Here is a 23,627-nt window from a genome sequence, read left to right as displayed (position 1 = left end):
CAGAAACGAGCCCTGCACTGTGCATGTTGCCCAGTGAAAAACCAAACTATTGCGCACCTTGCCGCACCGGAGTGAGGCTGCGCCTATGACGCAGACCACACACCACACTCCCGACACCGCCCGGCAGGCCGACCCCTTCCCGGTCAAGGGAATGGACGCGGTCGTCTTCGCCGTGGGCAACGCCAAGCAGGCGGCGCACTACTACTCGACCGCTTTCGGCATGCGTCTCGTGGCCTACTCCGGACCGGAGAACGGCAGCCGCGAGACCGCGAGCTATGTGCTGGAGAACGGCTCCGCCCGGTTCGTCCTCACCTCCGTCATCAAGCCCGCCACCGCCTGGGGCCACTTCCTGGCCCGGCACGTGGCCGAGCACGGCGACGGTGTCGTCGACCTCGCGATCGAGGTCCCGGACGCGCGGGCCGCGTACGCCTACGCGCTCGAACACGGCGCCCGCTCGGTGGCCGAGCCGTACGAGGTGAAGGACGACCACGGCACGGTCGTGCTGGCCGCCGTCGCGACGTACGGCGAGACCCGCCACACCCTGGTCGAGCGCACCGGCTACGACGGCCCGTACCTGCCCGGCTTCATGGCGGCGAAGCCGATCGTCGAGCCGCCCGCCCACCGCACGTTCCAGGCCATCGACCACTGCGTCGGCAACGTCGAGCTCGGCCGGATGAACGAATGGGTCGGCTTCTACAACAAGGTCATGGGCTTCACGAACATGAAGGAGTTCGTGGGCGACGACATCGCGACCGAGTACAGCGCGCTGATGTCGAAGGTGGTGGCCGACGGCACGCTCAAGGTCAAGTTCCCGATCAACGAGCCCGCCATCGCCAAGAAGAAGTCCCAGATCGACGAGTACCTGGAGTTCTACGGCGGCGCCGGCGTCCAGCACATCGCGCTCAACACGAACGACATCGTGGAGACGGTACGGACGATGCGCGCGGCCGGCGTCCAGTTCCTGGACACCCCCGACTCGTACTACGACACCCTCGGCGAGTGGGTCGGCGACACCCGGGTCCCCGTCGAGACCCTGCGCGAACTGAAGATCCTCGCCGACCGGGACGAGGACGGCTATCTGCTGCAGATCTTCACCAAGCCGGTCCAGGACCGTCCGACCGTCTTCTTCGAGATCATCGAGCGGCACGGTTCGATGGGCTTCGGAAAGGGAAACTTCAAGGCCCTGTTCGAGGCGATCGAGCGGGAGCAGGCCAAGCGCGGAAACCTGTGACAGCCCTCTGAGCTTCTCCGGTCGTGCGGGTGTCACGGGGGCATCCGCACGACCGGGGGGGGGGAGACAACGGTGGCGGACACGGTGGCCCGTTTCGACCTGTCCGTGGCGTCCGAGCGCTGGCTGTGGAGGAAGGACACGCTCAAGGAGCCGACCGTCCTTCAGTCGTTCGCCTTCGACGAGGTGAACAAGCACCTGTACGTCCTCCAGGTCGTGTGGGGCGGCTCCGAGGCCGGCGACCTGTGCCTGAACCGGCTCGACCTCCAGGGCGACCGCCTCGGCCACATGTACCTGCGCGGCTTCGGGCACGGCGTGGGCATCGGCGTGCAGCACACGCCCGACGGCACCGTCTGGATCTGGACCGAGTGCGCCGCGAGCGACAGTGGCTACGGCCGGGGCGTCACCCGCTTCCGCTTCTTCCCCGGCGCCACCCGTGAGGTCGCCGACGTCAACGTCCGCTTCCCGATCCCCGGTTCGGCCGGCAACCAGCCGTCGGTCTGCCAGGCCACGGGCCGTATCGCCGTCCGCCACCGGGTCGACGGCATGCCGCGCTACCGGATCTACGACCTCGCCGCCTTCGTCGCCGGCGACTACACCACCCACCTCGCCGACTTCCCGCAGACCGGCACGCACCCCGACCCGACGGTCCCGTTCCAGGGGTTCGCGCTGCACGGCGACCACCTCTACCAGCTCGCCGGGACGCCCTACGACCCGCGGACCAACCCGCCCGCGGGCCGCGGCGACACCCATGTGTCCTGCCTGGACATCCGCACCGGCGAGCCGGTCCAGCGCGAGCGCACCGAGGCCGGTCACTCGCTCTCCTTCCGCGAGCCGGAGGGCCTGGCGATACGGCGGACACCGAAGCCGTGGCTGTGCATGGGCTTCGCGTCCGGAGCCGTGGGCGCCCGAGAGTTCTCGGTCTACTACAAGCCGCACCGCTCCTGACTGCCGGCTGCCCGCCTCACTCCTTACTCGGGTTACTCGGGCTTCCTCTTCTCAGGCTTCCTCTCAGGTTTCTTCTCGGGCTTCTTGCGGGGCTTCTGCTCGGGAGCCGTATCGGACTTCGGCTCGGACTTCGGCTCGGGCTCCACGCCCATGTCCGGGACGTCCTTCACCGACGGCTCGCCCAGTTCCCGCAGCGCCTGCTCGGCCAGCGGCACGCGGGTCGGCGAGAAGTGAGGGCTGATCCGCAGCGCCTCCTGGAGATGCCGCCGCGCGGCCCCCGACATCTGCAGCTTCCGCTCGATCATCCCCAGGTGGTACACGTACAGCGCGCTGCGCACCCCGCCTCCCGCGTGCTGGTCGGTCGCCACCCGCGCGAACCTCAGCGCCTCCTTGTCCTGGCCGGCCCGGTGCAGCGCCCAGCCCAGCGCGTCCGCCACCGGGATCCCCGGCTGCCGGCGCCACTCGGCCCGCAGCCGCCGTACCGCGGACTCCGGGGCGCCGTGGTCCGCCTCGAAGCGGCCCAGCACGAGCTCCGCGTCCACCCCGCCGGCCGCGGCCCGCGCCGCCCGCTCCCGCAGCGAGTCGTACTGCACCCGCGCCGCCTGCCCCAGCCCCAGCGACGCGTACAACTCGCCCAGCTCCAGCGCGTACTCCGGGTTCGGCTGCTTGGCGAAGGCCGCCCGGTAGGCGTTCAGCGCCTCCGTCGTCCGGCCCAGCGCCGCCAGCGTGCGCCCCTGTCCGGCGAGCGCGGCCCGCTGGTCGGGGTCGAGCCGCACCGCCTCCTGGAAGTACCGCAGGGCCACGTCCAGGTCACCGCGTTCGAACGCGAGCTGACCCGCCCGCTCCAGATACGACGCCCGCTCGGCCGGGGCCTGAGCGCCCGCCGCCGCGTCCGACAGCGCGGCCGCCGCGTCCTCCCGATAGCCCCGGTCCCGGTACACGCCGGCCGCCCACGCCAGCACCTCCGGCCCCTTGCGCAGCTCCACCAGCCGGTCCAGCGCCCGCTTCGCCGCCTTGTAGTCACCGAGCCCGGTCTGCGCCTCGATCAGCTGCGGATACGTCGTCCACCGCTTGCGGTCCGTCTTCAGCGCCGCCTCGCTCCAGGTGCGCGCCGCCCGGTAGTCCCGCCGCGCGTTCGCCAGCGCCGCCATGCCGTCCTGCGCCTCGGCGTTGTCCGCCCGCACCTTCAGGGACCTGCGCAGCGCCCGTTCCGCCTTCGGGAAGTTCGCCGCATCCGAGGTCCGGCGCCCCTGCTCCACATACGCCGCGCCCAGCACGGCCCACGACGCGGCGTTCTTCGGGTCGGCCCGCAGCTGCCGCTCCCGCTCGTCGATCAGCACGGCGAGATCGGGCAGCGCGGCGGTCACGCCCGTGGTGACCGCGGTCAGCGCCTGCGCCCCCGGTGCCGGCTCGGACGATTCGGGACCGTCCGATCCCCACGGCAGCAGGGTCAGCAGCCCGCCGAGCACGGCACACCCCGCCACCGAGGCGAGCAGCACCCGCCGCCGGACACGCGGGAACCTCGGCCGTACGCCCTGTTCGTTCTCCACGGCGTCGTTCTCCATGGCGCTCACTGTGCGTGAAACGGTCGGTCGACACGACGACCACACCCGCCTTACGTCGGCTGCCGTACACGGGGTTCACACCGATGGCCCCGGGTGTCACGCTGTGATCATGAGCCGTACCGAAGCCGCACCCGACCAGGCCCGGGGTGACCTCACCGAGCGGCTGCTCGTGGGTCTGCCGCCCGAGGCCGTCCTCACCGACCCCGACATCACGGCCTCCTACGCCAACGACATGGCCAGCTTCTGCCCGGCCGGCGCCCCGGCCGTGGTGGTGCTGCCGCGCACCGGCGAAGAGGTCCAGCACGTGATGCGCACCGCCACCGAGCTGCGCGTCCCGGTCGTTCCACAGGGCGCCCGCACGGGCCTGTCGGGCGGCGCCAACGCCTCCGACGGCTGCATCGTGCTGTCCCTGACCAAGATGGACCGCATCCTGGAGATCAACCCCGTCGACCGCATCGCCGTCGTCGAACCCGGCGTCATCAACGCCGCCCTCTCCCGCGCGGTGGGCGAACACGGGCTTTACTACCCGCCGGACCCCTCCAGCTGGGAGATGTGCACGATCGGCGGCAACATCGGCACCGCCTCCGGGGGCCTGTGCTGTGTGAAGTACGGGGTGACGGCGGAGTACGTCCTCGGTCTTGACGTGGTGCTGGCCGACGGACGGCTGATGACCACCGGCCGCCGTACGGCGAAGGGGGTCGCGGGATACGACATGACCCGCCTCTTCGTCGGCTCCGAGGGCTCGCTCGGCATCGTCGTACGGGCCGTCCTGGCGCTCAGGCCGCAGCCGCCGCAGCAGCTCGTGCTGGCCGCCGAGTTCGCGTCCGCGGCCGCCGCCTGCGACGCGGTGTGCAAGATCATGGCCGGCGGGCATGTGCCGTCACTGCTGGAGATCATGGACCGTACGACCGTCAAGGCCGTCAACGACCTGGCGCAGATGGGACTGCCGGACACGACGGAGGCCCTCCTGCTGGCAGCCTTCGACACCCCGGACCCGGTGCCCGACCTCGCCGCCGTCGGCAAGCTGTGCGAGGCGGCCGGCGCCACCCAGGTGGTCCCGGCGGACGACGCGGCCGAGTCCGAACTCCTCCTCCAGGCCCGGCGGTTGTCCCTGACCGCGCTGGAGGCGGTGCGTGGTGTGACGATGATCGACGACGTGTGCGTACCCCGCTCCAGGCTCGGCGACCTGATCGTGGGCGTCGCCCGGATCGCGGAGAAGCACCAGCTCACGATCGGGGTCGTCGCGCACGCGGGCGACGGCAACACGCACCCGACCGTGTGCTTCGACGCGAGCGACCCCGAAGAGTCCCGGCGCGCCCGTGAGTCGTTCGACGAGATCATGGCCCTCGGGCTGGAACTCGGCGGCACGATCACGGGCGAGCACGGTGTGGGTGTGCTGAAGAAGGAGTGGCTGGCGCGGGAGATCGGCCCGGTCGGGATCGAGATGCAGCGGGGCATCAAGCAGGTCTTCGACCCGCTGGGCATCCTGAACCCGGGCAAACTCTTCTGACCTGCCGTCCCTCACCGGGCGAGCAGCTGGTCGAGCGCGTCGTCGATCCCCAGCTGCTCACCCTCGGTCCCCGGGGGCACCACCCGCAACGTCCGCTCCAGCCAGGCCGACACCTGTGCCGCGGGTGCCTCCAGCAGGGCGTCGCCGCCGGGCGAGCTCAGGGCGATCAGTACGACGCTGCGGCCCTCGGCCTTCGTCGGCCACACCCGCACGTCCCCGTGCCCGCACGGCCGGAACACCCCCTCGACCAGCAGATCGCGGGAGAAGGTCCAGTGCACGGGCTGCTCGGAGTTGATGTGGAAGGTGATGTGCACGGCGTACGGATCGTCGCTGCGATAGCTCAGCCGCGCCGGCACCGGCACACTGCGCTCCGGCGACAGGATGAGCCGCAACTCCAGTTCGCGCTCCACAACGGTGTGATGCATGGCGAGAATCCCCTCTCTCGAGACACATACGGACCCCGCGGACGGGCCCGTACGAGTGGAGAGCGAGCAGAGGCACGGATCATTACGCGACTTCCCAGAACTTTTTCCCGCCCCGATCCCGCACCGGGCTTCCGCTCGTGTGAAGTCCGTGTGCTTCGTTGCCCGGAAAGGGGTGGGTCGGGCGGGGGCGGCGGTGGTTGTTGCGTCCGTCCGGCTGTGTCTTCCCGGGGGATGACCCCCGGACCCCCAGCCGACAGAGCGAGGTCGCCGTTGCCCGAACAGTCGCCGCGCGACTTGCGGCCCCGAGTCGCGCCGTCGGCGTACCGCACCGGGCTTCCGCTCGTGTGAAGTCCGTGTGCTTCGTTGCCCGGAAAGGGGTGGGTCCGGCGGGAGCGGCGGTGGTTGTTGCGTCCGTCTGATAGATGTGGAGGCCCCTATTTGACCCACGAGCAGATACCGGACGACGGACATGAGCGCCCCAACCCCGGCCCCCGGTGACGACCGGCCCCGCGAAGGGTATTACCCGGACCCGTCCATTCCTGGATATGTCCGGTACTGGAACGGTGCCTCCTGGGTGCCGGGCACCAGCCGTCCGGCGCCCACGGACGGCGAGACGCTCGCCCCGCCGCCGGGACAGGCCGCCGCGGCCCCGTCGGTGGAGGAGACCGGCCCGCACTTCTTCGACGAGGAGCCCGCGCCGGGCGGTGCCCAGCACGGCAGCCGTCCCGAGCCGGCCACCGCGTGGGGTGCCGACTCCGCGCAGCAGTCCGGCTTCGGCGGCGACCAGGACCGCCGGGTCTCCTGGGGACAGCCCGAGCCCGACCCGAGGGACCCGCGCACCGCGGCCCAGCCGGACGGCCACGCCGCCCGCACCGACGGCACGGCCTCGATCCCGCCCGCCGAGCCGGACGCGGAGTCCGGCGGCGTCGCCTCCGGCGACACGTTCATGATCCGCAGGCCCGTCGCCGGCGCCTCGGGCCAGGCAACTCCCGGCATCCCGAGCCCCGGTGGCCCCGCGCCCGTCGACGGCACCATGGCGATCCGCGCCGTGTCCCCGCGCACGGGGCAGCAGGGCGGGGCGGCCGGGGCGCAGGCCGGAGGCACGGGCGCGTCCGCCGTCCCGGGCGCCGCACGTACGGACGCAGAGCGCCCCGGCGCGGCCGGTGCCCCGCAGGGCCCCGGCTTCGGCGCCGGAAAGGCCGCCGCGGAGCGCGCCTCGACCGGCCGGCCACAGGCCCAGGCGCCCGCTGGAGCCGGGTCCGCGGCCCAGGCGTCCGCCGGTGCCCCCGAGGGTTTCTCCGGCCCGCAGCAGGCCGCTCCGGGCGTCCCCCGTCAGTCCGGTGGCCCGCAGCAGCCGCCCGCCGGCTCCGCCACACCCATGGCGTCGGGCGCCGGCGGCGGACAGTCCTCCTGGGCGCAGCAGGTCCACCGGCTCGCGGGCCCGGCCGAAGAGGACCAGCCGGTCGCCCCCTGGAAGCCCCCGACCCTGGACCCCTTCCAGGCCGCCGCCATGCGCCAGGCCGCCGCCCGCCCCGCCAACCTCGGCAAGCGGCTGGCCGCCCGGCTGCTGGACACGGTCGTCCTGGCCGCCGTCACCGCGGTGGCCGCCGTACCGCTCGGCACCAAGGCGATGGACCACGTCAACGAGAAGATCGACACGGCCAAGCTCTCCGGCGAGACGGTCACCGTCTGGCTGCTGGACGGCACCACGTCCGTGTACCTGGGCGTCATCCTGGCCGTGCTGCTCCTGTTCGGCGTGGTCTACGAGGCGCTGCCCACCGCCAAATGGGGCCGCACGCTGGGCAAGAAGGTGCTCGGTCTGGAGGTGCGGGACATCGAGGGGCACGAGCCGCCGGAGTTCGGCGCCGCTCTGCGCCGCTGGCTCGTCTACAGCGTCCCCGGCCTGCTCGTCATCGGCGTCGTCGGCGTGCTGTGGTGCGTGTTCGACCGGCCCTGGCACCAGTGCTGGCACGACAAGGCGGCGCATACGTTCGTCGCGGGCTGACCCGTACGGCGTACGCCCCAGAGGATTTACGTACCTCGGACGGCCCCGCGCCGGATGCGGAACCGCAGGGTTCGCGGTCGACTCGGGGCCATGAGCACCGAACCGCCTCCCGGCTCGGGGCAGCAGCCCCCGGAAGACGACCCGTTCAGGAAGCAGCCCCCGCCGCCCGGGGGCTCGGGTTCGCCGTACGGTGATCAGCCTCCGTACGGCGGCCAGCCCCCGCCTCCTCCCGGGGGCGGCGGCGGTCCCTACGGCGGTGATCCTTACGGCGGCGGCGGTTACCCGGCCGACCCCCTCGCCGGGATGCCGCCGCTGGCCGACAGCGGCAGGCGCACGCTGGCCCGCATCCTCGACATGATCCTGGTGGGTGTCGTCGTCTGGCTGCTCACCTGGGGTTTCGGTGTCACCGAACTCGACGTGGACACCGACAAGGTGGAGTACGGAAAGTCCCTCGGGCAGTCGGCGATCGCAGCCGTGCTCTACATCGCCTACGACACCTTCATGACGGTCAGGGACGGGCAGACCCTCGGCAAGAGGCTGTTCAAGATGCGGGTGGCCAACCTCGACAACGGCGCCACGCCGTCCGTGCAGAACTCGCTGATCCGCGCGGCGGTCCTGTGGATCCCGTTCGCGTTCTGCTGCGCCTGCATCTGGACGGCGATCTGCGGCGGTTGGAGCTACTTCGACCGGCCCTACAAGCAGGGTCTGCACGACAAGGCGGCGAAGACGGTGGTGGTGAGCACCGGCAGCTGACGGATGTCAGGACTGGGAGAGCGCGGGCTCCTCCACCTTCTCGTGGTCCGCGTCGGCGGGCTTGCGCACCGCCACCACGCGGGTCCTCTTGGGGATCGGCACCGTCATGGCGACCAGGAGGCCGAGCATGAGTGCCGCTACGGCGATGACCGCGATCCCCACACCCGAACTGGTCTGTGACAGCAGCAGCATGGCGAGCGTGGAGAAGATCACGGTGCACGAGCCGTAGGAGAGCTGTGCGGCAGTCGGACGAGGCATGATCATCGTGTCCTCGGAATCAGGGGTGCACGGGGGTCTCGGCCTGGCTTTCCGCCGACGTCCGGGCGTTCCGCCATCCGACTCTAACCGCGTGCATGCCCGAGTGGAACAAACCGTAAGCGTGACCTAACCAACAGTGCCGGTGCACGGGGGGCGCACGGAGTCATGGCGTCCAGCAAGTGGACAGTGCCGCGCGCCCGTTCGTAAAAGATCGTTGTTCGCTAAACGAACATCAACTCCGCATAATGCAATTGACCTGTTCAAGTCAAGGTCTGTTTTTTCTGCTTAACCTCTAGTCAAATGTCGTCACTTGACTACACGCGTTGATCACGCGCGCGGATCCTCCATGACCAGGACCCTCCTTCCGCGCGCCCGGCGCGGGGGAGGATCTCAAGTGACCAGTAGACCCTGGACGTTCAGAACGGCGGCGACCGCCGTCGCGCTCGCGACGGCGGCGGCGACCTTCTCGACCTACGCGGTGGCGCAGGCCGACGACGGCGCTCCGGCCTCCGTCGAGCGGCACGATCCGGCGGACAACACCCACGCCGAGCACAACCTCGAAGGCCCGATGAGCAAGACTCAGGAGGCCCAGCGCGAGGAAGCCCTGAAGCAGGTCATATCCGGCGATGCCCAGGTGAAGAAGCGCGAGGGCTCGCAGGTCGTCCAGCTCAAGAGCAAGAAGGGCGACAGCAAGTACGTCGAACTGGGCCGCGAGAAGACCGACAAGATCTTCACGATCCTGGTCGAGTTCGGCGACAAGCTCAGCGAGTTCGGCGGCACCCCCGGCCCGGCGCACAACCAGATAGCCGAGCCCGACCGCAAGAAGGACAACTCGACCGCCTGGCAGGCGGACTACAACAAGAAGCACTTCGAGGACCTCTACTTCGGCACCGGCAAGAAGACCGAGTCGCTGAAGAAGTACTACGAGAAGCAGTCCTCGGGCCGCTACTCGGTCGACGGCGAGGTCACCGACTGGGTCAAGGTCCCGTACAACGAGGCCCGGTACGGCAACAACGCCTGCGGCCAGACCAACTGCTCCAGCGTGTGGAACGTCGTCAGCGACGGTCTGAACGCGTGGGTCGACCAGCAGAAGGCGGCCGGCAAGTCCGACGCCGACATCAAGGCGGACGTCGCGAAGTTCGACCAGTGGGACCGCTACGACTTCGACGGTGACGGCGACTTCAACGAGGCCGACGGCTACATCGACCACTTCCAGATCGTGCACGCCGGTGAGGACGAGTCCGCGGGCGGCGGCGCCCAGGGCGAGGACGCGATCTGGGCCCACCGCTGGTACGCCTTCGGCACCGACGCCGGCGCCACCGGCCCGGCCGGCAACAAGCTGGGCGGCGCGCAGATCGGCTCCACCGGCACCTGGGTCGGCGACTACACCGTCCAGCCCGAGAACGGCGGCCTGGGCGTGTACGCCCACGAGTACGGCCACGACCTCGGTCTGCCGGACCACTACGACACCACCGGCAACGGCGACAACTCCACCGGTTTCTGGACTCTGATGTCCTCTGGTTCCTGGCTCGGCACCGGCAAGAACGAGATCGGTGACCTGCCGGGCGACATGACCGCCTGGGACAAGCTCCAGCTGGGCTGGCTCAAGTACGACACCGCCAAGGCCGGCACGAGCTCGTGGCACAAGCTGGGTGTCGCCGAGTACAACACCAAGCACAAGCAGGGTCTCGTGGTCGAGCTGCCCAAGAAGCGGGTCACCACCGAGATCGTGGCGCCGGCGCAGGGCGCGAACCAGTGGTGGAGCGGCAGCGGTGACAATCTCGCCAACACCCTGACCCGTTCCGTGGACCTCACGGGCAAGACCTCCGCCTCGCTGACGCTGGACGGCTGGTACGACATCGAGGCCGAGTACGACTACCTCTACACCGAGGTCTCGACCGACGGCGGCGCCAACTGGACCGCCGTGGACGGCACCGTCGACGGCGCGGCCATCCCGAAGGACGCCAGCGGCAAGCCGGCGCTCACCGGCACGGTCGACGCGTACAAGAAGCTGGTCTTCCCGCTGGACGCCTACGCCGGCAAGAAGATCGACCTGCGCTTCCGCTACCAGACCGACGGCGGCGTGGCCCAGAAGGGCTTCGCGGCCGACCAGATCACCGTGACCGCCGACGGCACGGCGGTGTTCTCCGACAACGCCGAGGCCGCGGACGCCGCTTGGAAGACCAAGGGCTTCTCCCGCATCGGCGCGTCCATCACGGACGACTACGCGCAGTACTACATCGCCGAGAACCGTCAGTACGTCTCCTACGACAAGGTCCTCAAGACCGGCCCGTACAACTTCGGTTTCTCGACCACCCGTCCGGACTGGGTGGAGCACTACGCGTACCAGAACGGCCTGTTGATCTGGAAGTGGGACACCTCCCAGGCGGACAACAACACCAGCGCCCACCCCGGCACCGGTCTGGTCCTGCCGATCGACTCGCACCCGGCGGCGCTGAAGTGGTCCGACGGCACGGTGATGCGCAACCGCATCCAGGCCTTCGACTCGCCGTTCAGCAAGTTCCGCACGGACGGCATCACGCTGCACAACGCCGACGTCCGCACCCGCATCCTGTCGAGCGCGGGGGTGTCGGTCTTCAACGACCGCACCCACACGTACTACGACCCGCAGACCCCGACGGCCGGTGTCAAGATCACTGACACCAACACCAAGATCAAGATCACCAAGGAGGCCAAGAACGGCTCCACGATCGAGCTCGAGGTAGGCCCCGCGGCGAAGTAATCACTGTCTTCGCAGGTCAGAGCATGATCGGCGGCAGCCCCTTGGCGGGTTGCCGCCGGTCGTGTTTAGGTGCACCCTGTGCTTCCCTTATTGACACCGACGCGCACGGGGGTGTGACCGCATGGCCGCAGGAGGTTTCTGCAAGCTGCCGACCGGCAGCGTGGTGGTGGCGCTGAACCTGCCCAGACCCACCGCCGACGGCACGGGCTGCGTCCGTGTCCTCGTCCATGCCCAGAACCGCGCCCGAGCCCTGACCAGGCTCCGCAATCTGGGCATGCGCGCCGTCTACCTGCGGGGCAACGCCGCCCCACCGACCCCGGACGAGATCACCGCCGTCCTGCACCACCCCGACGGCCTGATATGGCGAACGGCCCCCGACAACGGTGTCGCCGCGCCCCCGGAACTGATGCAGGAGCTGTGGCACCCGATCCGCGCACTCCTGAGACGCCCAGCTGCAACCCCCTAGGGGCGCGGGGAACTGCGCGACCAGCCACGACGGACCCGCGCAGACTCCCGACGACCGATCGCGGCACCCCGGACCGAGCGGCTACGCCACCACCGGCTTCCCGGACAGCTCGACGCCCGCCTCGCGCATCTCCTCCAGCGCCCGCTCGGTCGTCTCCTCGTCCACCCCCGCGGTCAGGTCCAGCAGAACCTGCGTACGGAACCCCTCGCGCGCGGCATCCAAAGCGGTGGCGCGCACGCAGTGATCCGTGGCGATCCCCACCACGTCCACCTCCGAGACCTCCCGGGCCCGCAGCCAGTCGGCCAGCTTCACGCCGTTCTCGTCGGCCCCCTCGAACCCGCTGTACGCCGCCGCGTACGCCCCCTTGTCGAAGACGGCGTCGATCGCGCCCGAGGCGACCGCGGGGGCGAAGTTCGGGTGGAACCCGACCCCCTCCGTGCCCGCGACGCAGTGCGCCGGCCAGGAGTGCCGGAAGTCGGGGTGGGCGGAGAAGTGGCCGCCGGGCGCGATGTGGTGGTCGCGGGTGGCCACGACATGCTGGTAGCCGGACCCGGCCGCCTGCCCGATCAGCTCGGTGACGGCGGCGGCCACGTCGGCACCGCCGGCCACGGCGAGGCTGCCTCCCTCGCAGAAGTCGTTCTGCACGTCTACGACGATCAAGGCGCGGCGCATGGTCGGTGTCCTTCGGTTATGGACCCTTGGGTCGGGACGCTGAGATCGGTGCCGGCCCGGCCGGTGAACTTCCGAGCCTAGAGACTTCGGGTGCGGTGCGGGAGGGGGCATGGGGTGAGCACGCCGGGCGCGCTCGCTTCACGCCCCCGCGGGGCTCCCCGTGCGCCCGTTGACATACTCGGTAGGAATGACAGGTTCCCCGCGCGAGAGCTGTGTGGCGGACAGCGGCAGGTTCGCCCGCGCGGCCGCGTGCCGGTCCCGTACGGCGTCCAGCGGCTCCCGTGCCACCACCGTCCCGCCCTTGACCAGCTCGACCAGCAGCTGCCGGTCGGCTAGCTCGGCCGGCACCGCTTCCGTGCCGATGACCTCGGCCTCCGCGACCCCGTACTCGTCCAGCCGCCGCGCGGCCCACTTGCGGCCCCCGATGGAGGTCTTGCCGCCGGTCGACTTCTTCGCGACCGGCACCAGCGGCGCCCCTGCCGCGGTGGACTCGGCGCGGGCGACCAGCTTGTAGACCATCGAGCAGGTCGGATGGCCGGAGCCGGTCACCAGCTGGGTGCCGACGCCGTACGCGTCCACCGGCGCCGCCGCCAGCGAGGCGATGGCGTACTCGTCCAGGTCGGAGGTCACGATGATCCGGGTGCCGGTCGCGCCCAGCTCGTCGAGCTGCTGGCGGACCCGGTGCGCGACCAGCAGCAGGTCGCCGGAGTCGATGCGGACGGCGCCCAGCTCGGGCCCGGCGACCTCCACCGCCGTACGGACCGCCTCGGCGACGTCGTAGGTGTCCACGAGCAGCGTGGTGCCGCGGCCCATGGAGTGCACCTGGGCCTGGAAGGCGTCCCGCTCGCGGTCGTGCAGCAGGGTGAAGGCGTGGGCGCTGGTGCCGACCGTGGGGATGCCGTAGCGGAAGCCGGCGGCCAGGTCGGAGGTGGAGGCGAAGCCGCCGACGTACGCGGCGCGGGAGGCCGCCACGGCGGCCAGCTCGTGGGTGCGGCGGGCACCCATCTCGACGAGCGGGCGGTCGCCGGCCGCCGACGACATACGGGAGGCGGCCGCGGCGATCGCCGAGTCGTGGTTGAGGATGGAGAGGATCACCGTCTCCAGCAGCACGCACTCGGCGAAGGTGCCCTCCACTCGCATGATCGGCGAGCCGGGGAAGTAGACCTCGCCCTCGGGGTAGCCCCAGATGTCACCGGAGAACCGGTAGTCCGCGAGCCAGGTGAGGGTCTGCTCGTCGACGATCTTCCGTTCGCGCAGGAAGCCGAGGACGTCCGGGTCGAAGCGGAAGTTCTCGACGGCGTCCAGGACCCGGCCGGTGCCGGCCACGACGCCGTAGCGCCGCCCGTCGGGCAGCCGCCGGGTGAAGACCTCGAACACGCTCCGCCGCTCGGCGGTGCCCGCCTTCAGCGCGGCCTGCAACATCGTCAGCTCGTACTGGTCCGTGAAGAGCGCCGTCGAGGGAACGTCCACCGGCAGCCCAAGGTCCGCTGTGTTCATGGCAACCGATGGTACCCCCATTTCGTCAGTCTGACGATTTGGTACCCCGCGTTCGCCGGGGATTTGTGCGACCACCCCCCTCCGGTGGCAGCATGGGCACTGTGACGTCACCCGCTCCCGTAGAGATCGAACGCACCGAATCGGCGGAGGAGACCTTCGCCGTACCCGAGCCGGACGTCCCCTGGGTCACGATCGTGCACAACGACCCGGTCAACCTCATGAGCTATGTGACCTACGTCTTCCAGTCGTACTTCGGGTACACGAAGGACAAGGCGACCAAGCTCATGCTCGATGTCCACCACAAAGGCCGGGCGGTCGTCTCCAGCGGTAGTCGCGAGGAGATGGAACGCGATGTGCAGGCGATGCACGGCTACGGTCTGTGGGCCACCCTGCAGCAGGACCGGAAGTAGCGAATCGTCTTCATGCCAGGAACCTTCGAACCGCTCCCCGGCGGCGGCGCGGCCGTCGCCCTCGACGACGTCGAGATCTCCATCATCCGTTCGCTGGCCGTGCAGCTCCTGGAGCTGATCGGCCCCGGCCCCGCCGAGGACACCCCCGACGACCCGCTCGCCGAGCTGTTCGCCGAGGGGCCGAGCGAGCCGCCGGCCGACCCGGTCCTCAGACGCCTGTTCCCGGACGCCTACGGCGACCCCGAAGGCACCCCGCAGGCCAAGGAGGCCGAGGAGCAGCGGGCGTACTCCGCGGAGTTCCGCCGCTACACCGAGAACGACCTGCGGTCGGGCAAGCGGGACAACGCGCTCGCGGTGGTCCGCTCCCTGGACGCGCTGAGCACGTCCGCCGCCGGTGAGGGCGGCGCGGTGCTCAAGCTCTCCGTCGAGGAGTCCCAGCAGTGGCTCGGCGCGCTGAACGACCTGCGGCTGGCCATCGGCTCCCGGCTGGAGATCGCCGACGAGGACGACACCGATCTGCTCTACCGGCTCCCGGACGAGGACGAGCGCAAGCCGATGGTGATGGCGTATCTGTGGCTCGGAGGGCTCCAGGAGACGCTGGTCGCCACGCTCATGCCGTAGTTCGCGACCTTCTTGCGCTGAGATGTGACGATTTTGTGTTCGCTCAGCGGACGCTCAAATCCGGATAACGATCGCATCACTGCCGCCACCCGCTATGGGGGGCGGCAGTGTCTTTTGTCCGCTTCTTCCTGTGTGATGCGCCACATGAACGGCCCCCGATCACGGTTACGACCGTGATAAATCTTCACGACGCCCGCCGAGCACCACCCGAATGTTCGGCCGGGTGCGCCACAGGGCCGACGGATCGTCGGTCGGGCACAGCTCCAGCAATCCGGGGGGATCGAGACCCGATCCGGGGCCGACGAAGGTCCGGGTCGGCATGGAGAAAGGCGCACAACACATGACCTCTTCGAAGGTCACTGACGAGAAGGCCACGGGTACCCCGGAAGAGGGGTACGAGCGGGGTCTCGGCAGCCGTCAGGTCCAGATGATCGCGATCGGCGGCGCCATCGGCGTCGGCCTCTTCATGGGTGCCGGAGCGAACATCGCGAAGGCCGGCCCCAGCATCATCCTCATGTACGCCCTCGCGGGCGTCGTCATCTTCTTCATCATGCGGGCCCTGGGCGAGCTGCTCCTGTACCGGCCCGTCTCCGGCTCCTTCGCCGAGTACGCCCGCGAATTCCTCGGCCCCTTCTTCGGGTTCGTCACGGGCTGGACGTACTGGCTCATGTGGGTGGTCACCGGCATGGCCGAGCTCACGGCCGCCGCGATCTACATCCACTTCTGGTTCCCCGAGATCCCCCAGTGGGTCAGCGCCCTGGTGTTCCTGGTGGTGCTCTTCGGCGTGAACCTGATCTCCGTCAAGATCTTCGGCGAGGTCGAGTTCTGGTTCTCGATGATCAAGGTCACGGCCATCATCGGCATGATCGTCATCGGCCTCGGCGTGCTCACCCTCGGCTTCTCCGACGCCGGTGACACCGCCACCGTCTCCAACCTCTGGTCGCACAACGGCTTCTTCCCGAACGGCATCGGCTCCAGCCTGATGACGCTCCAGGGCGTCATGTTCGCCTACCTCGCCGTCGAGCTCGTCGGCGTCACCGCGGGCGAGTCCGAGAACCCCGAGAAGACCCTGCCCAAGGCCATCAACACGCTGCCCTGGCGCATCATCGTCTTCTACGTCGGTGCCCTGCTGGTCATCCTGTCCGTCGTGAAGTGGACCGAGTTCTCCGCGGGCGAGAGCCCCTTCGTCCACGCCTTCGGCAAGATCGGCATCCCGCTCGCCGCGGGCATCGTCAACTTCGTGGTGCTCACCGCGGCCCTTTCCTCCTGCAACTCGGGCATGTACTCGACCGGCCGCATGCTGCGCGACCTGGCCGCCAACAGCGAGGCCCCGCAGGCGTTCGGCAAGCTCAACTCCCGCAAGACGCCCGCCGTCGGCATCACGGTCTCCGTGGCGCTCATGGGCATCGGCGTAGTCCTGAACTACGTCGTCCCGGAGAAGGCGTTCCTCTACGTCACCTCCGTCGCCACCGCGGCCGGCATCTGGACGTGGATGATGATCCTCGTCAGCCACATCCGCTACCGGGCCGCGGTCGACGCGGGCCGGCTGCGCGCCTCGTCCTTCCCCGCTCCCGGCGGGGCCCTGTTCAGCTGGGTCGCGCTTCTCTTCCTCATCGGCGTGACGTTCATGATCGCGTACGACAAGGACGCGCGGATCTGCCTGTACGTCGCGGCCGGCTGGGCCGTGGCCCTGGGCATCGGCTGGGCGGCCCTCAAGCGCCGCAACCCGCAGCTCGGCGAGCGGGGCGGCGACCGCGGCGGCGAGCCGGAGTTCGAGAAGGTCGGCTAGGCGCTTCGCTGATAGGGCCGTGGGGCGTCTGCCGGGCCGGGCCGTCGATCGTCTGCGGGTCCGTCGTGGCCGGTCGCGCAGTTCCCCGCGCCCCTTGGACGGGCTGGAGAACCGCCGGTCCCGGACGTCCCGCCGCCTGGGGCACTCGTGGCGCCCCGGACGGCTGCCGCTCAAGGCGTCCGGCATATGGGCCACCTCGTACCATCCCTCGGTACGGGGTGGCCCCTCTGCTTACCCACCCGTCTCCCGCCACCACCCCAAACGAGCGCTTCGCGCACTCTGCTTATTCTGGCGTCATGCTGACCATCACGCAGGCTCTCGTCGACCAGATCGTCGCCCACGCCCGCAAGGACCACCCCGACGAGGCATGCGGCGTCGTCGCGGGTCCGGCCGGCTCGGACCGTCCCGAGCGCTTCATCCCCATGCTGAACGCCGCGATGTCGCCCACGTTCTACGAGTTCGACTCCGGCGACCTGCTCAAGCTCTACCGCGAGATGGACGACCGCGACGAGGAGCCGGTGGTCATCTACCACTCCCACACGGCCACCGAGGCGTACCCGTCCCGCACCGACATCTCCTACGCCAACGAGCCCGGCGCGCACTACGTCCTGGTCTCCACCGCCGACACCGACGGCCTCGGCGACTTCCAGTTCCGCTCCTTCCGGATCGTCGAGGGCGAGGTGACGGAGGAGGAGGTCAAGGTCGTCGAGGCGTACTGAGAAGGCGTACCGAGAAGACGTACTGAGAAGGCGTACCGAGGCGGGTTGAACAGCGCGGTCTCACTCCCCGGCCGTAAGCCGTCCGCGATATGAGATCACATTCCAAAGGCCGGACCGGGAATCGATACGATGACCCCATGGTTTTCCACGACGTGAGCGAGAAGACGCCGGGCATGCTGCTCGTGGCGCGGCTGCACGTCGACCTGTGCAGGCTCGCCAGCGCCATCTGTTGACGCGACCCTGCCGCCGTACGGCCGTGAGCCGCGGCGCCTCACGCACGCACCACCCCCGCTGTACTGCGCTGCCGCGCGCCCCCGACTGACTACTCCCGACAGGAGCCCCTAGCCATGGCCATCGAGGTCCGCATCCCCACCATCCTCCGCACCTACACCGACGGTCAGAAGGCGGTGGAGGGCAGCGGTGACACCCTCGCCGAGCTGTTCACCGACCTCGAGGCCCGGCACGCGGGCATCCAGGCCCGCATCGTGGACGGCGACCAGCTGCGCCGCTTCGTCAACGTCTATCTGAACGACGAGGACGTCCGCTTCCTCGACGGCATCAACACCAAGCTCGCCGACGGCGACAGCGTCACGATCCTGCCGGCCGTGGCCGGCGGTATGGCCTGATCTCCATGCGCTACGACTCCCCGCTCGCCGCGGTGGGCAACACCCCCCTGGTGTGCCTGCCGCGGTTGTCGCCGTCCGAGGACGTCCGCATCTGGGCCAAGCTGGAGGACCGCAACCCCACCGGCTCGGTCAAGGACCGCCCCGCCCTGCACATGATCGAGCAGGCGGAGAAGGACGGCCGTCTCACCCCGGGCTGCACGATCCTGGAGCCGACCAGCGGCAACACCGGTATCTCGCTGGCGATGGCGGCCAAGCTCAAGGGCTACCGCATCGTGTGCGTGATGCCCGAGAACACCTCGCAGGAGCGCCGGGACCTGCTCGCCATGTGGGGCGCGGAGATCATCTCGTCCCCGGCCGCGGGCGGCTCCAACACCGCCGTACGGGTCGCCAAGGAGCTCTCGGCCGAGCACCCCGACTGGGTGATGCTCTACCAGTACGGCAACCCCGACAACGCCGGCGCCCACTACGCCACGACCGGCCCGGAGATCCTCGCCGACCTCCCCTCCATCACCCACTTCGTCGCCGGCCTCGGCACCACCGGCACCCTGATGGGCGTAGGCCGCTTCCTGCGTGAGCAGAAGCCCGACGTGAAGATCGTCGCCGCCGAACCGCGCTACGACGACCTGGTCTACGGACTGCGCAACCTCGACGAGGGCTTCGTCCCCGAGCTGTACGACGCCTCCGTCCTGACCACCCGCTTCTCGGTCGGCTCGGCCGACGCGGTCACCCGCACCCGCGAACTCCTCCAGCAGGAGGGCATCTTCGCGGGCGTCTCCACCGGCGCCGCCCTGCACGCCGCGATCGGTGTCGGAAACAAGGCGCTGAAGGCGGGCGAGTCCGCCGACATCGTGTTCGTCGTCGCCGACGGCGGCTGGAAGTACCTCTCGACCGGTGTCTACACCGCCGCCACCACGGAAGAGGCCATCGAGACGCTCCAGGGCCAGCTCTGGGCGTGAGCCGGTCCGCCGGCTCGGGGTCCGCGAGGCCCTTGTGGGGCGAGTGACGGCGCCCCGCTACGAGAGGTGACGGACCTGGTCCCACACGACCGGGTCCATCACCCCCACCCGCCGCCGGAACTCCCACACCGGCACGTGCCGCAGCTCTCCCGTCTCCAGGAAGCTCGCCCGGCCACGGGTGTCGCCGACCGAGCCCGGCGGCAGCGGGATCACTCCGTACCGTGCGTCGCGGTACTTGCTGGTGATCTTCGCGACGGTCACCTGCTGCCCGCGCACCGCCAGCACCAGACAGGGCCGGTCCTTGGCTCCCGGCCCGTCCTCGAAGGGCACCCTCGCCCACCAGATCTCGGCGGGCGCCGGACGCGTCGACGCCCGTCCCCCGGGCCGGCCGGGCGGCCGCGTCCGCCTGCTCCGGGGCCTGCTGCCGCGCCCCCACCCGTCCACGAGCGTGGCGACCAGAGCGAGCAGTACCACCGCCGCGAGCGCCAGCCACCAGGACGTGTCCATGAGGAGAAGGTACCGGCGCACTTCCACCCGCGCGCGCCTTCTTCCGGGCCTTCTTTGCCCTTCGCCAGGACCGTGTGCGAGTGCTTCGCACGCACCTGCCGTTCCGCGGGTCCCATATCCAGCCGAACGCGTGACACCACAGGTGAGTTCGCCCACAACAGACCTTTGCGGAGGAGCGACCGGAGGTTTTGCGCCTTACGCTCGACAAACCGCACGACCCCCGACGCCCCAATTCCCGATCTTCTGGATTTCCCGCCAGCGGAGGTTTCTGTTTCATGAAGCTCACCGTCGTCGGCTGCTCGGGGTCGTTCCCGTCCGCGGAATCGGCCTGCTCGAGCTACCTCGTCGAGGCCGACGGCTTCCGGCTGCTTCTCGACATGGGCAACGGCGCCCTGGGCGAGCTGCAGCGCCACTGCGGTCTCTACGACCTCGACGCGATCTTCCTCAGTCATCTGCACGCCGACCACTGCATCGACATGTGCGCGTACTTCGTCGCGCGCTACTACCGGCACGACGGCGGACGCTGTGACCCGATCCCGGTCTACGGCCCCGAGGGCACCGAGCAGCGCCTGACCACCGCCTACGCCGACACCCCCACCGCCTCGTCCATGAGCGAGGTCTTCGACTTCCACACGGTCAAGCCGTCCACCTTCGAGATCGGCCCCTTCACGGTGCACACCGAACGCGTGGCCCACCCGGTGGAGGCGTACGCCATCCGCATCGAGCACGGTGGAAAGACGCTGACCTACTCGGGTGACACGGGCATCAGCACCGCCCTGGACGAACTCGCCCGCGACGCGGATCTGTTCCTGTGCGAGGCCGCCTTCACGCACGGCAAGGAGAACATCCCCGACCTGCACCTCAACGGCCGTGAGGCAGGTCAGTCGGCGGCCCGTGCGGGCGCCCGCCGCCTGGTCCTCACCCACATCCCGCCGTGGACCGATCCCCAGATCAACCTGGCCGACGCGCGCGAGGTCTACGACGGTCCGGTGGAGCTCGCGGCGCCGAGGCAGACGTACGAGATCTAGTCTTCCGGGAACACAGCCCGTACGGGGTTCAGGCCCGTATGCGCGACGAAGGCCCCGGAACCTTCCCGGTTCCGGGGCCTTCGTCATGCCGTACGGCTCGGTCTCACGCCTTGGTGAGGTCCTCGACCTCCTCCTCGGGCTCGCGGCCCGGGGTGGGGAGGTTCCACTTCGTGATGGCGAAGCGGAAGACGGAGTAGTAGATCGCGGCGAAGACGAGGCCGATCGGGATGATGAGCCATGGCTTCGTCGCCAGGTTCCAGTTGAGCGCGTAGTCGATGAAGCCGGCGGAGAAGGTGAAGCCCGCGTGGACGCCGAGTGCCCAGGTGATCGCCATCGACAGGGCGGTGAGCACCGCGTGGATCACGTACAGCACCGGGGCGATGAACATGAACGCGAACTCGATGGGCTCGGTGACGCCGGTGACGAAGGAGGTCAGGGCGAGCGAGATCATCATGCCCATCACGGCCTTGCGGCGCTCGGGGCGGGCGCAGTGCGCGATGGCGATGGCGGCGGCCGGCAGACCGAACATCATGATCGGGAAGAAGCCCGACATGAACTGACCGGCGGTCGGGTCACCGGCGAAGAAGCGGTTCAGGTCGCCGTGCACGATCTCACCGGCGGCGTCCTTGAAGTCGCCGAGCTGGAACCAGGAGACGGTGTTCACGAACTGGTGCATGCCGACCGGGATGAGCGCGCGGTTGATGAGACCGAACAGACCCGCGCCGACGGCGCCGAGACCGGTCATCCACTCGCCGAAGTCGGAGATGACCTCACCGATCGGCTCCCAGACCAGGCCGAAGAAGACACCCATGACGGTGCCGACGAAGGCCATGATGATCGGCACGAGACGACGGCCGTTGAAGAAGCCGAGCCAGTCCACCAGCTTGGTGCGGTGATAGCGCTGCCACAGCACGGCGGCCAGCAGACCCATGACGATGCCGCCGAGGACACCGGGGTTGTTGTAGGTCGCGGCTATGTCCTCGCCGGCCTGGATCTTCGCCTCGGTGACCGGGAACGCCTTCAGCACGTTGCTGTAGACCAGGAAGCCGACGAGCGCGGCCAGGGCGGTCGAACCGTCCGCCTTCTTGGCGAAGCCGATCGCCACACCGATGCAGAACAGCATCGGCAGGTTGTCGAAGATCGCGCCACCGGCGGTGGCGAACACGGCCGCGACCTTGTCCCAGCCGAGCCCGTCCTTGCCGAACACGTCGGCCTGGCCGAAGCGCAGCAGGAGACCTGCGGCCGGGAGCACGGCGATCGGGAGCTGAAGGCTGCGGCCGACCTTCTGCAGGCCCTGGAAAAGGCCGGATACCCACTTCTTCGTGGGGGCCGCCGTTGGCGAGGTGGCGGTGCTCATAGACTTCCTCCATCGGGTGGTGGTCTACACCACTCAGTGGTGTAGACCTGTTGTAGCATGATGAAGGTGAGATAAGGAACCCGCGATTCCCCAGGGTTTTCTGGACCGTTATCAAGCCCTATTTCAGACCTTTGTCACGTCCTCGACCTGGTCCTCGGGCTCCCTGCCCGGCGTCTTGAGATCGAACTTCGTGATCGCGAAGCGGAAGATCACGTAGTAGACGACGGCGAAGGCCAGGCCGATCGGAATCATCGCCCAGGGTTTCGTCGCCAGGTTCCAGTTGATGATGTAGTCGATCAGGCCCGCCGAGAAGCTGAAGCCGTCATGGACGCCGAGGCCCCAGGTGACCGCCATCGACACGCCCGTCAGCAGCGCGTGCACCGCGTACAGCACCGGGGCCACGAACAGGAACGAGTACTCGATCGGTTCCGTGATGCCGGTGACGAAGGACGTCAGGGCCACCGACGTCATCAGCCCCCCGACCTCCTTGCGGCGGCTCGGCCTGGCGCAGTGGGTGATGGCGAGCGCGGCCGCGGGCAGCGCGAACATCATGATCGGGAAGAAGCCCGAGGTGAACTGGCCGGCGTCCGGGTCGCCCGCGAGGAACATGTTGATGTCGCCGTGCACCACCGTGCCGTCCGGCCGTGTGTAGCTGCCGAACTGGAACCAGATGGGCACGTTGAGGAACTGGTGCAACCCGACGACCAGCAACGCCCGGTTGGCGACGCCGAAGACGCCCGCGCCCCAGGCGTCCAGGCCGTCCATCCAGTCGCTGAAGCTCTCCAGCGCGTCACCGATCGGCGGCCAGACCCACAGGCACAGCGCCGCGAAGGCGATCGACACGAACGCCATGATGATCGGGACCAGACGCCGGCCGTTGAAGAAGCCGAGCCAGTCGACCAGCCTCGTACGGTGATAGCGGGCCCAGAAGAACGCGGCCAGCAGGCCCACCACGATGCCGCCGAACACACCAGGGTTCTGGTACTCGAAGACGGTCACCGTGCCGTCCTGCACCTGGCAGCCGACGTTCGGCACCGCCTTCGAGCCCTCGGGGCAGTCCTCCGGGAACTGGCGCAGCACGTTGTAGTAGACGAGGAACCCCACGACGGCCGCCAGCGCCGTCGAGCCGTCGGACTTCTTCGCCATGCCGATGGCCACACCCACGCAGAACAGCAGCGGCAGACCCAGCGCGCCGTCGAGCAGCGCGCTGCCCGCGCCCACCATCACCTTGGAGACATCGGTCCAGCCGAGCCCGTCGTCGCCGAACACGTCCGGCTGGCCGAGGCGGTTGAGGATGCCGGCGGCGGGCAGGACGGCGATGGGCAGTTGAAGGCTGCGGCCCATCTTCTGCAGGCCCTGGAAGAACTTGTTCCAGCGAAGCCGTGCGGGGCTGATGGCGGAGCTGTCGGCACTCATGGACGCCCCTCGGTAAGGTGGTGTAGACCAGTTGGCGACGGTTCCACTGTCGTGAACGTCATCCTTCGGCACCGACGGCATGACCGCTCGCGAAGATGGGCCAACTGTGGGTTACTGCGACAAACCGG

23 protein-coding genes are annotated in these 23,627 nt (G+C 69.4%); 15 read left to right on the top strand and 8 right to left on the bottom strand.

Translation table 11 applies throughout. From position 1 onward, the window contains the following. Nucleotides 1–85 precede the first annotated feature (85 nt). Both hppD and ACFPQ9_RS26950 read left to right on the top strand, forming a co-directional pair. On the top strand, nt 86–1,231 hold the full coding sequence (hppD, locus tag ACFPQ9_RS26955) for a 4-hydroxyphenylpyruvate dioxygenase (RefSeq protein WP_380858363.1): 1,146 nt from the start codon (nt 86–88) through the stop codon (nt 1,229–1,231). Between the two features lie 72 nt (nt 1,232–1,303). Next, complete coding sequence (locus tag ACFPQ9_RS26950) at nt 1,304–2,176, top strand: phage baseplate protein (protein WP_380858360.1); 873 nt, start codon at nt 1,304–1,306, stop codon at nt 2,174–2,176. 32 nt (nt 2,177–2,208) lie between these two features. Here ACFPQ9_RS26950 and ACFPQ9_RS26945 read toward each other — a convergent pair whose 3' ends face one another. Further along, nucleotides 2,209–3,741 (bottom strand): tetratricopeptide repeat protein, encoded by a 1,533-nt coding sequence (locus ACFPQ9_RS26945; protein WP_380858357.1) that lies wholly within the window; start codon nt 3,739–3,741, stop codon nt 2,209–2,211. 103 nt (nt 3,742–3,844) lie between these two features. Here ACFPQ9_RS26945 and ACFPQ9_RS26940 point away from each other — a divergent pair, with 103 nt between their 5' ends. Further along, nucleotides 3,845–5,251, top strand: coding sequence for an FAD-binding oxidoreductase (locus tag ACFPQ9_RS26940; protein WP_380858354.1), 1,407 nt, complete (start codon nt 3,845–3,847; stop codon nt 5,249–5,251). An 11-nt stretch (nt 5,252–5,262) separates the two neighbouring features. Here the strand turns inward: ACFPQ9_RS26940 and ACFPQ9_RS26935 are convergent, their stop codons facing one another. Next, entirely contained in the window at nt 5,263–5,676 is a 414-nt protein-coding gene (locus ACFPQ9_RS26935; protein ID WP_380858346.1) for an SsgA family sporulation/cell division regulator, read from the bottom strand. Nucleotides 5,677–6,145: 469 nt separating this feature from the next. On the opposite strand from ACFPQ9_RS26935, the gene ACFPQ9_RS26930 reads away from it, so the two are divergent. Together ACFPQ9_RS26930 and ACFPQ9_RS26925 are read left to right on the top strand one after the other, a co-directional pair. Next, entirely contained in the window at nt 6,146–7,681 is a 1,536-nt protein-coding gene (locus tag ACFPQ9_RS26930) for an RDD family protein (protein WP_380858343.1), read from the top strand. A gap of 90 nt (nt 7,682–7,771) precedes the next feature. Beyond that, nucleotides 7,772–8,434, top strand: coding sequence for an RDD family protein (locus tag ACFPQ9_RS26925; protein ID WP_380858340.1), 663 nt, complete (start codon nt 7,772–7,774; stop codon nt 8,432–8,434). A 6-nt stretch (nt 8,435–8,440) separates the two neighbouring features. Here ACFPQ9_RS26925 and ACFPQ9_RS26920 read toward each other — a convergent pair whose 3' ends face one another. Continuing rightward, nucleotides 8,441–8,692, bottom strand: a complete 252-nt coding sequence (locus tag ACFPQ9_RS26920) for a hypothetical protein (RefSeq protein WP_380858337.1) — start codon at nt 8,690–8,692, stop codon at nt 8,441–8,443. A 394-nt stretch (nt 8,693–9,086) separates the two neighbouring features. Here ACFPQ9_RS26920 and ACFPQ9_RS26915 point away from each other — a divergent pair, with 394 nt between their 5' ends. Both ACFPQ9_RS26915 and ACFPQ9_RS26910 read left to right on the top strand, forming a co-directional pair. After that, nucleotides 9,087–11,435, top strand: coding sequence for an immune inhibitor A domain-containing protein (locus ACFPQ9_RS26915; protein ID WP_380858334.1), 2,349 nt, complete (start codon nt 9,087–9,089; stop codon nt 11,433–11,435). A 121-nt stretch (nt 11,436–11,556) separates the two neighbouring features. Beyond that, nucleotides 11,557–11,901 (top strand): hypothetical protein, encoded by a 345-nt coding sequence (locus ACFPQ9_RS26910; protein ID WP_380858331.1) that lies wholly within the window; start codon nt 11,557–11,559, stop codon nt 11,899–11,901. A gap of 81 nt (nt 11,902–11,982) precedes the next feature. On the opposite strand, the gene ACFPQ9_RS26905 is transcribed toward ACFPQ9_RS26910, so the two are convergent. Continuing rightward, nucleotides 11,983–12,573 (bottom strand): isochorismatase family protein, encoded by a 591-nt coding sequence (locus tag ACFPQ9_RS26905; protein WP_380858328.1) that lies wholly within the window; start codon nt 12,571–12,573, stop codon nt 11,983–11,985. A 138-nt stretch (nt 12,574–12,711) separates the two neighbouring features. Next, entirely contained in the window at nt 12,712–14,070 is a 1,359-nt protein-coding gene (locus tag ACFPQ9_RS26900; protein ID WP_380858325.1) for a nicotinate phosphoribosyltransferase, read from the bottom strand. 92 nt (nt 14,071–14,162) lie between these two features. Here ACFPQ9_RS26900 and clpS point away from each other — a divergent pair, with 92 nt between their 5' ends. From clpS to ACFPQ9_RS26865, 7 genes are all read left to right on the top strand, one after another. Further along, nucleotides 14,163–14,480: an ATP-dependent Clp protease adapter ClpS gene (gene clpS, locus ACFPQ9_RS26895; RefSeq protein WP_190074556.1), complete on the top strand. Its 318-nt coding sequence runs from the start codon at nt 14,163–14,165 to the stop codon at nt 14,478–14,480. Between the two features lie 12 nt (nt 14,481–14,492). Then, complete coding sequence (locus ACFPQ9_RS26890; RefSeq protein WP_380858322.1) at nt 14,493–15,101, top strand: DUF2017 domain-containing protein; 609 nt, start codon at nt 14,493–14,495, stop codon at nt 15,099–15,101. Nucleotides 15,102–15,441: 340 nt separating this feature from the next. After that, complete coding sequence (locus tag ACFPQ9_RS26885) at nt 15,442–16,890, top strand: amino acid permease (RefSeq protein ID WP_380858319.1); 1,449 nt, start codon at nt 15,442–15,444, stop codon at nt 16,888–16,890. A 296-nt stretch (nt 16,891–17,186) separates the two neighbouring features. Beyond that, nucleotides 17,187–17,609: a M67 family metallopeptidase gene (locus tag ACFPQ9_RS26880; protein ID WP_107905659.1), complete on the top strand. Its 423-nt coding sequence runs from the start codon at nt 17,187–17,189 to the stop codon at nt 17,607–17,609. 137 nt (nt 17,610–17,746) lie between these two features. Then, the gene (locus tag ACFPQ9_RS26875; RefSeq protein WP_316959376.1) at nt 17,747–17,842 is read left to right on the top strand and encodes a putative leader peptide; all 96 of its coding nucleotides are present in this window, start codon (nt 17,747–17,749) and stop codon (nt 17,840–17,842) included. A 114-nt stretch (nt 17,843–17,956) separates the two neighbouring features. Next, nucleotides 17,957–18,235, top strand: coding sequence for a MoaD/ThiS family protein (locus ACFPQ9_RS26870; protein ID WP_380858314.1), 279 nt, complete (start codon nt 17,957–17,959; stop codon nt 18,233–18,235). A gap of 5 nt (nt 18,236–18,240) precedes the next feature. Further along, nucleotides 18,241–19,191, top strand: coding sequence for a PLP-dependent cysteine synthase family protein (locus ACFPQ9_RS26865; protein WP_380858311.1), 951 nt, complete (start codon nt 18,241–18,243; stop codon nt 19,189–19,191). A 57-nt stretch (nt 19,192–19,248) separates the two neighbouring features. On the opposite strand, the gene ACFPQ9_RS26860 is transcribed toward ACFPQ9_RS26865, so the two are convergent. Continuing rightward, a complete protein-coding gene (locus ACFPQ9_RS26860; protein ID WP_380858308.1) occupies nt 19,249–19,698 on the bottom strand; it encodes a type II toxin-antitoxin system PemK/MazF family toxin in 450 nt (149 codons plus the stop codon). Nucleotides 19,699–19,973: 275 nt separating this feature from the next. Here ACFPQ9_RS26860 and ACFPQ9_RS26855 point away from each other — a divergent pair, with 275 nt between their 5' ends. Beyond that, complete coding sequence (locus ACFPQ9_RS26855) at nt 19,974–20,726, top strand: MBL fold metallo-hydrolase (RefSeq protein ID WP_380858305.1); 753 nt, start codon at nt 19,974–19,976, stop codon at nt 20,724–20,726. Between the two features lie 103 nt (nt 20,727–20,829). Here the strand turns inward: ACFPQ9_RS26855 and ACFPQ9_RS26850 are convergent, their stop codons facing one another. After that, nucleotides 20,830–22,083 (bottom strand): PTS transporter subunit EIIC, encoded by a 1,254-nt coding sequence (locus ACFPQ9_RS26850; RefSeq protein ID WP_380858302.1) that lies wholly within the window; start codon nt 22,081–22,083, stop codon nt 20,830–20,832. Between the two features lie 123 nt (nt 22,084–22,206). After that, nucleotides 22,207–23,499, bottom strand: a complete 1,293-nt coding sequence (locus ACFPQ9_RS26845) for a PTS transporter subunit EIIC (RefSeq protein ID WP_380858299.1) — start codon at nt 23,497–23,499, stop codon at nt 22,207–22,209. Between the last annotated feature and the right edge of the window lie 128 nt (nt 23,500–23,627).

The sequence above is a fragment of the Streptomyces coerulescens genome (assembly GCF_042657965.1).
Taxonomy (GTDB): Bacteria; Actinomycetota; Actinomycetes; order Streptomycetales; family Streptomycetaceae; genus Streptomyces; species Streptomyces coerulescens.
Note: the sequence above shows the minus strand (reverse complement) of the source record. Positions and strands in the feature narration are given on the sequence as shown.

Bases quoted from the DNA above. Each gene is read 5' to 3' on its own strand.
- ACFPQ9_RS26850 (WP_380858302.1), bottom strand. From the start codon at position 22,083: ATGAGCACCGCCACCTCGCCAACGGCGGCCCCCACGAAGAAGTGGGTA.
- ACFPQ9_RS26945 (WP_380858357.1), bottom strand. From the start codon at position 3,741: ATGGAGAACGACGCCGTGGAGAACGAACAGGGCGTACGGCCGAGGTTC.
- ACFPQ9_RS26910 (WP_380858331.1), top strand. From the start codon at position 11,557: ATGGCCGCAGGAGGTTTCTGCAAGCTGCCGACCGGCAGCGTGGTGGTG.
- ACFPQ9_RS26875 (WP_316959376.1), top strand. From the start codon at position 17,747: ATGGTTTTCCACGACGTGAGCGAGAAGACGCCGGGCATGCTGCTCGTG.
- ACFPQ9_RS26860 (WP_380858308.1), bottom strand. From the start codon at position 19,698: ATGGACACGTCCTGGTGGCTGGCGCTCGCGGCGGTGGTACTGCTCGCT.
- ACFPQ9_RS26855 (WP_380858305.1), top strand. From the start codon at position 19,974: ATGAAGCTCACCGTCGTCGGCTGCTCGGGGTCGTTCCCGTCCGCGGAA.
- ACFPQ9_RS26935 (WP_380858346.1), bottom strand. From the start codon at position 5,676: ATGCATCACACCGTTGTGGAGCGCGAACTGGAGTTGCGGCTCATCCTG.
- ACFPQ9_RS26880 (WP_107905659.1), top strand. From the start codon at position 17,187: ATGCTGACCATCACGCAGGCTCTCGTCGACCAGATCGTCGCCCACGCC.
- clpS (WP_190074556.1), top strand. From the start codon at position 14,163: ATGGGCACTGTGACGTCACCCGCTCCCGTAGAGATCGAACGCACCGAA.
- ACFPQ9_RS26845 (WP_380858299.1), bottom strand. From the start codon at position 23,499: ATGAGTGCCGACAGCTCCGCCATCAGCCCCGCACGGCTTCGCTGGAAC.
- ACFPQ9_RS26930 (WP_380858343.1), top strand. From the start codon at position 6,146: ATGAGCGCCCCAACCCCGGCCCCCGGTGACGACCGGCCCCGCGAAGGG.
- ACFPQ9_RS26905 (WP_380858328.1), bottom strand. From the start codon at position 12,573: ATGCGCCGCGCCTTGATCGTCGTAGACGTGCAGAACGACTTCTGCGAG.
- ACFPQ9_RS26920 (WP_380858337.1), bottom strand. From the start codon at position 8,692: ATGCCTCGTCCGACTGCCGCACAGCTCTCCTACGGCTCGTGCACCGTG.
- ACFPQ9_RS26925 (WP_380858340.1), top strand. From the start codon at position 7,772: ATGAGCACCGAACCGCCTCCCGGCTCGGGGCAGCAGCCCCCGGAAGAC.
- ACFPQ9_RS26865 (WP_380858311.1), top strand. From the start codon at position 18,241: ATGCGCTACGACTCCCCGCTCGCCGCGGTGGGCAACACCCCCCTGGTG.
- ACFPQ9_RS26900 (WP_380858325.1), bottom strand. From the start codon at position 14,070: ATGAACACAGCGGACCTTGGGCTGCCGGTGGACGTTCCCTCGACGGCG.
- ACFPQ9_RS26890 (WP_380858322.1), top strand. From the start codon at position 14,493: ATGCCAGGAACCTTCGAACCGCTCCCCGGCGGCGGCGCGGCCGTCGCC.
- ACFPQ9_RS26870 (WP_380858314.1), top strand. From the start codon at position 17,957: ATGGCCATCGAGGTCCGCATCCCCACCATCCTCCGCACCTACACCGAC.
- hppD (WP_380858363.1), top strand. From the start codon at position 86: ATGACGCAGACCACACACCACACTCCCGACACCGCCCGGCAGGCCGAC.
- ACFPQ9_RS26885 (WP_380858319.1), top strand. From the start codon at position 15,442: ATGACCTCTTCGAAGGTCACTGACGAGAAGGCCACGGGTACCCCGGAA.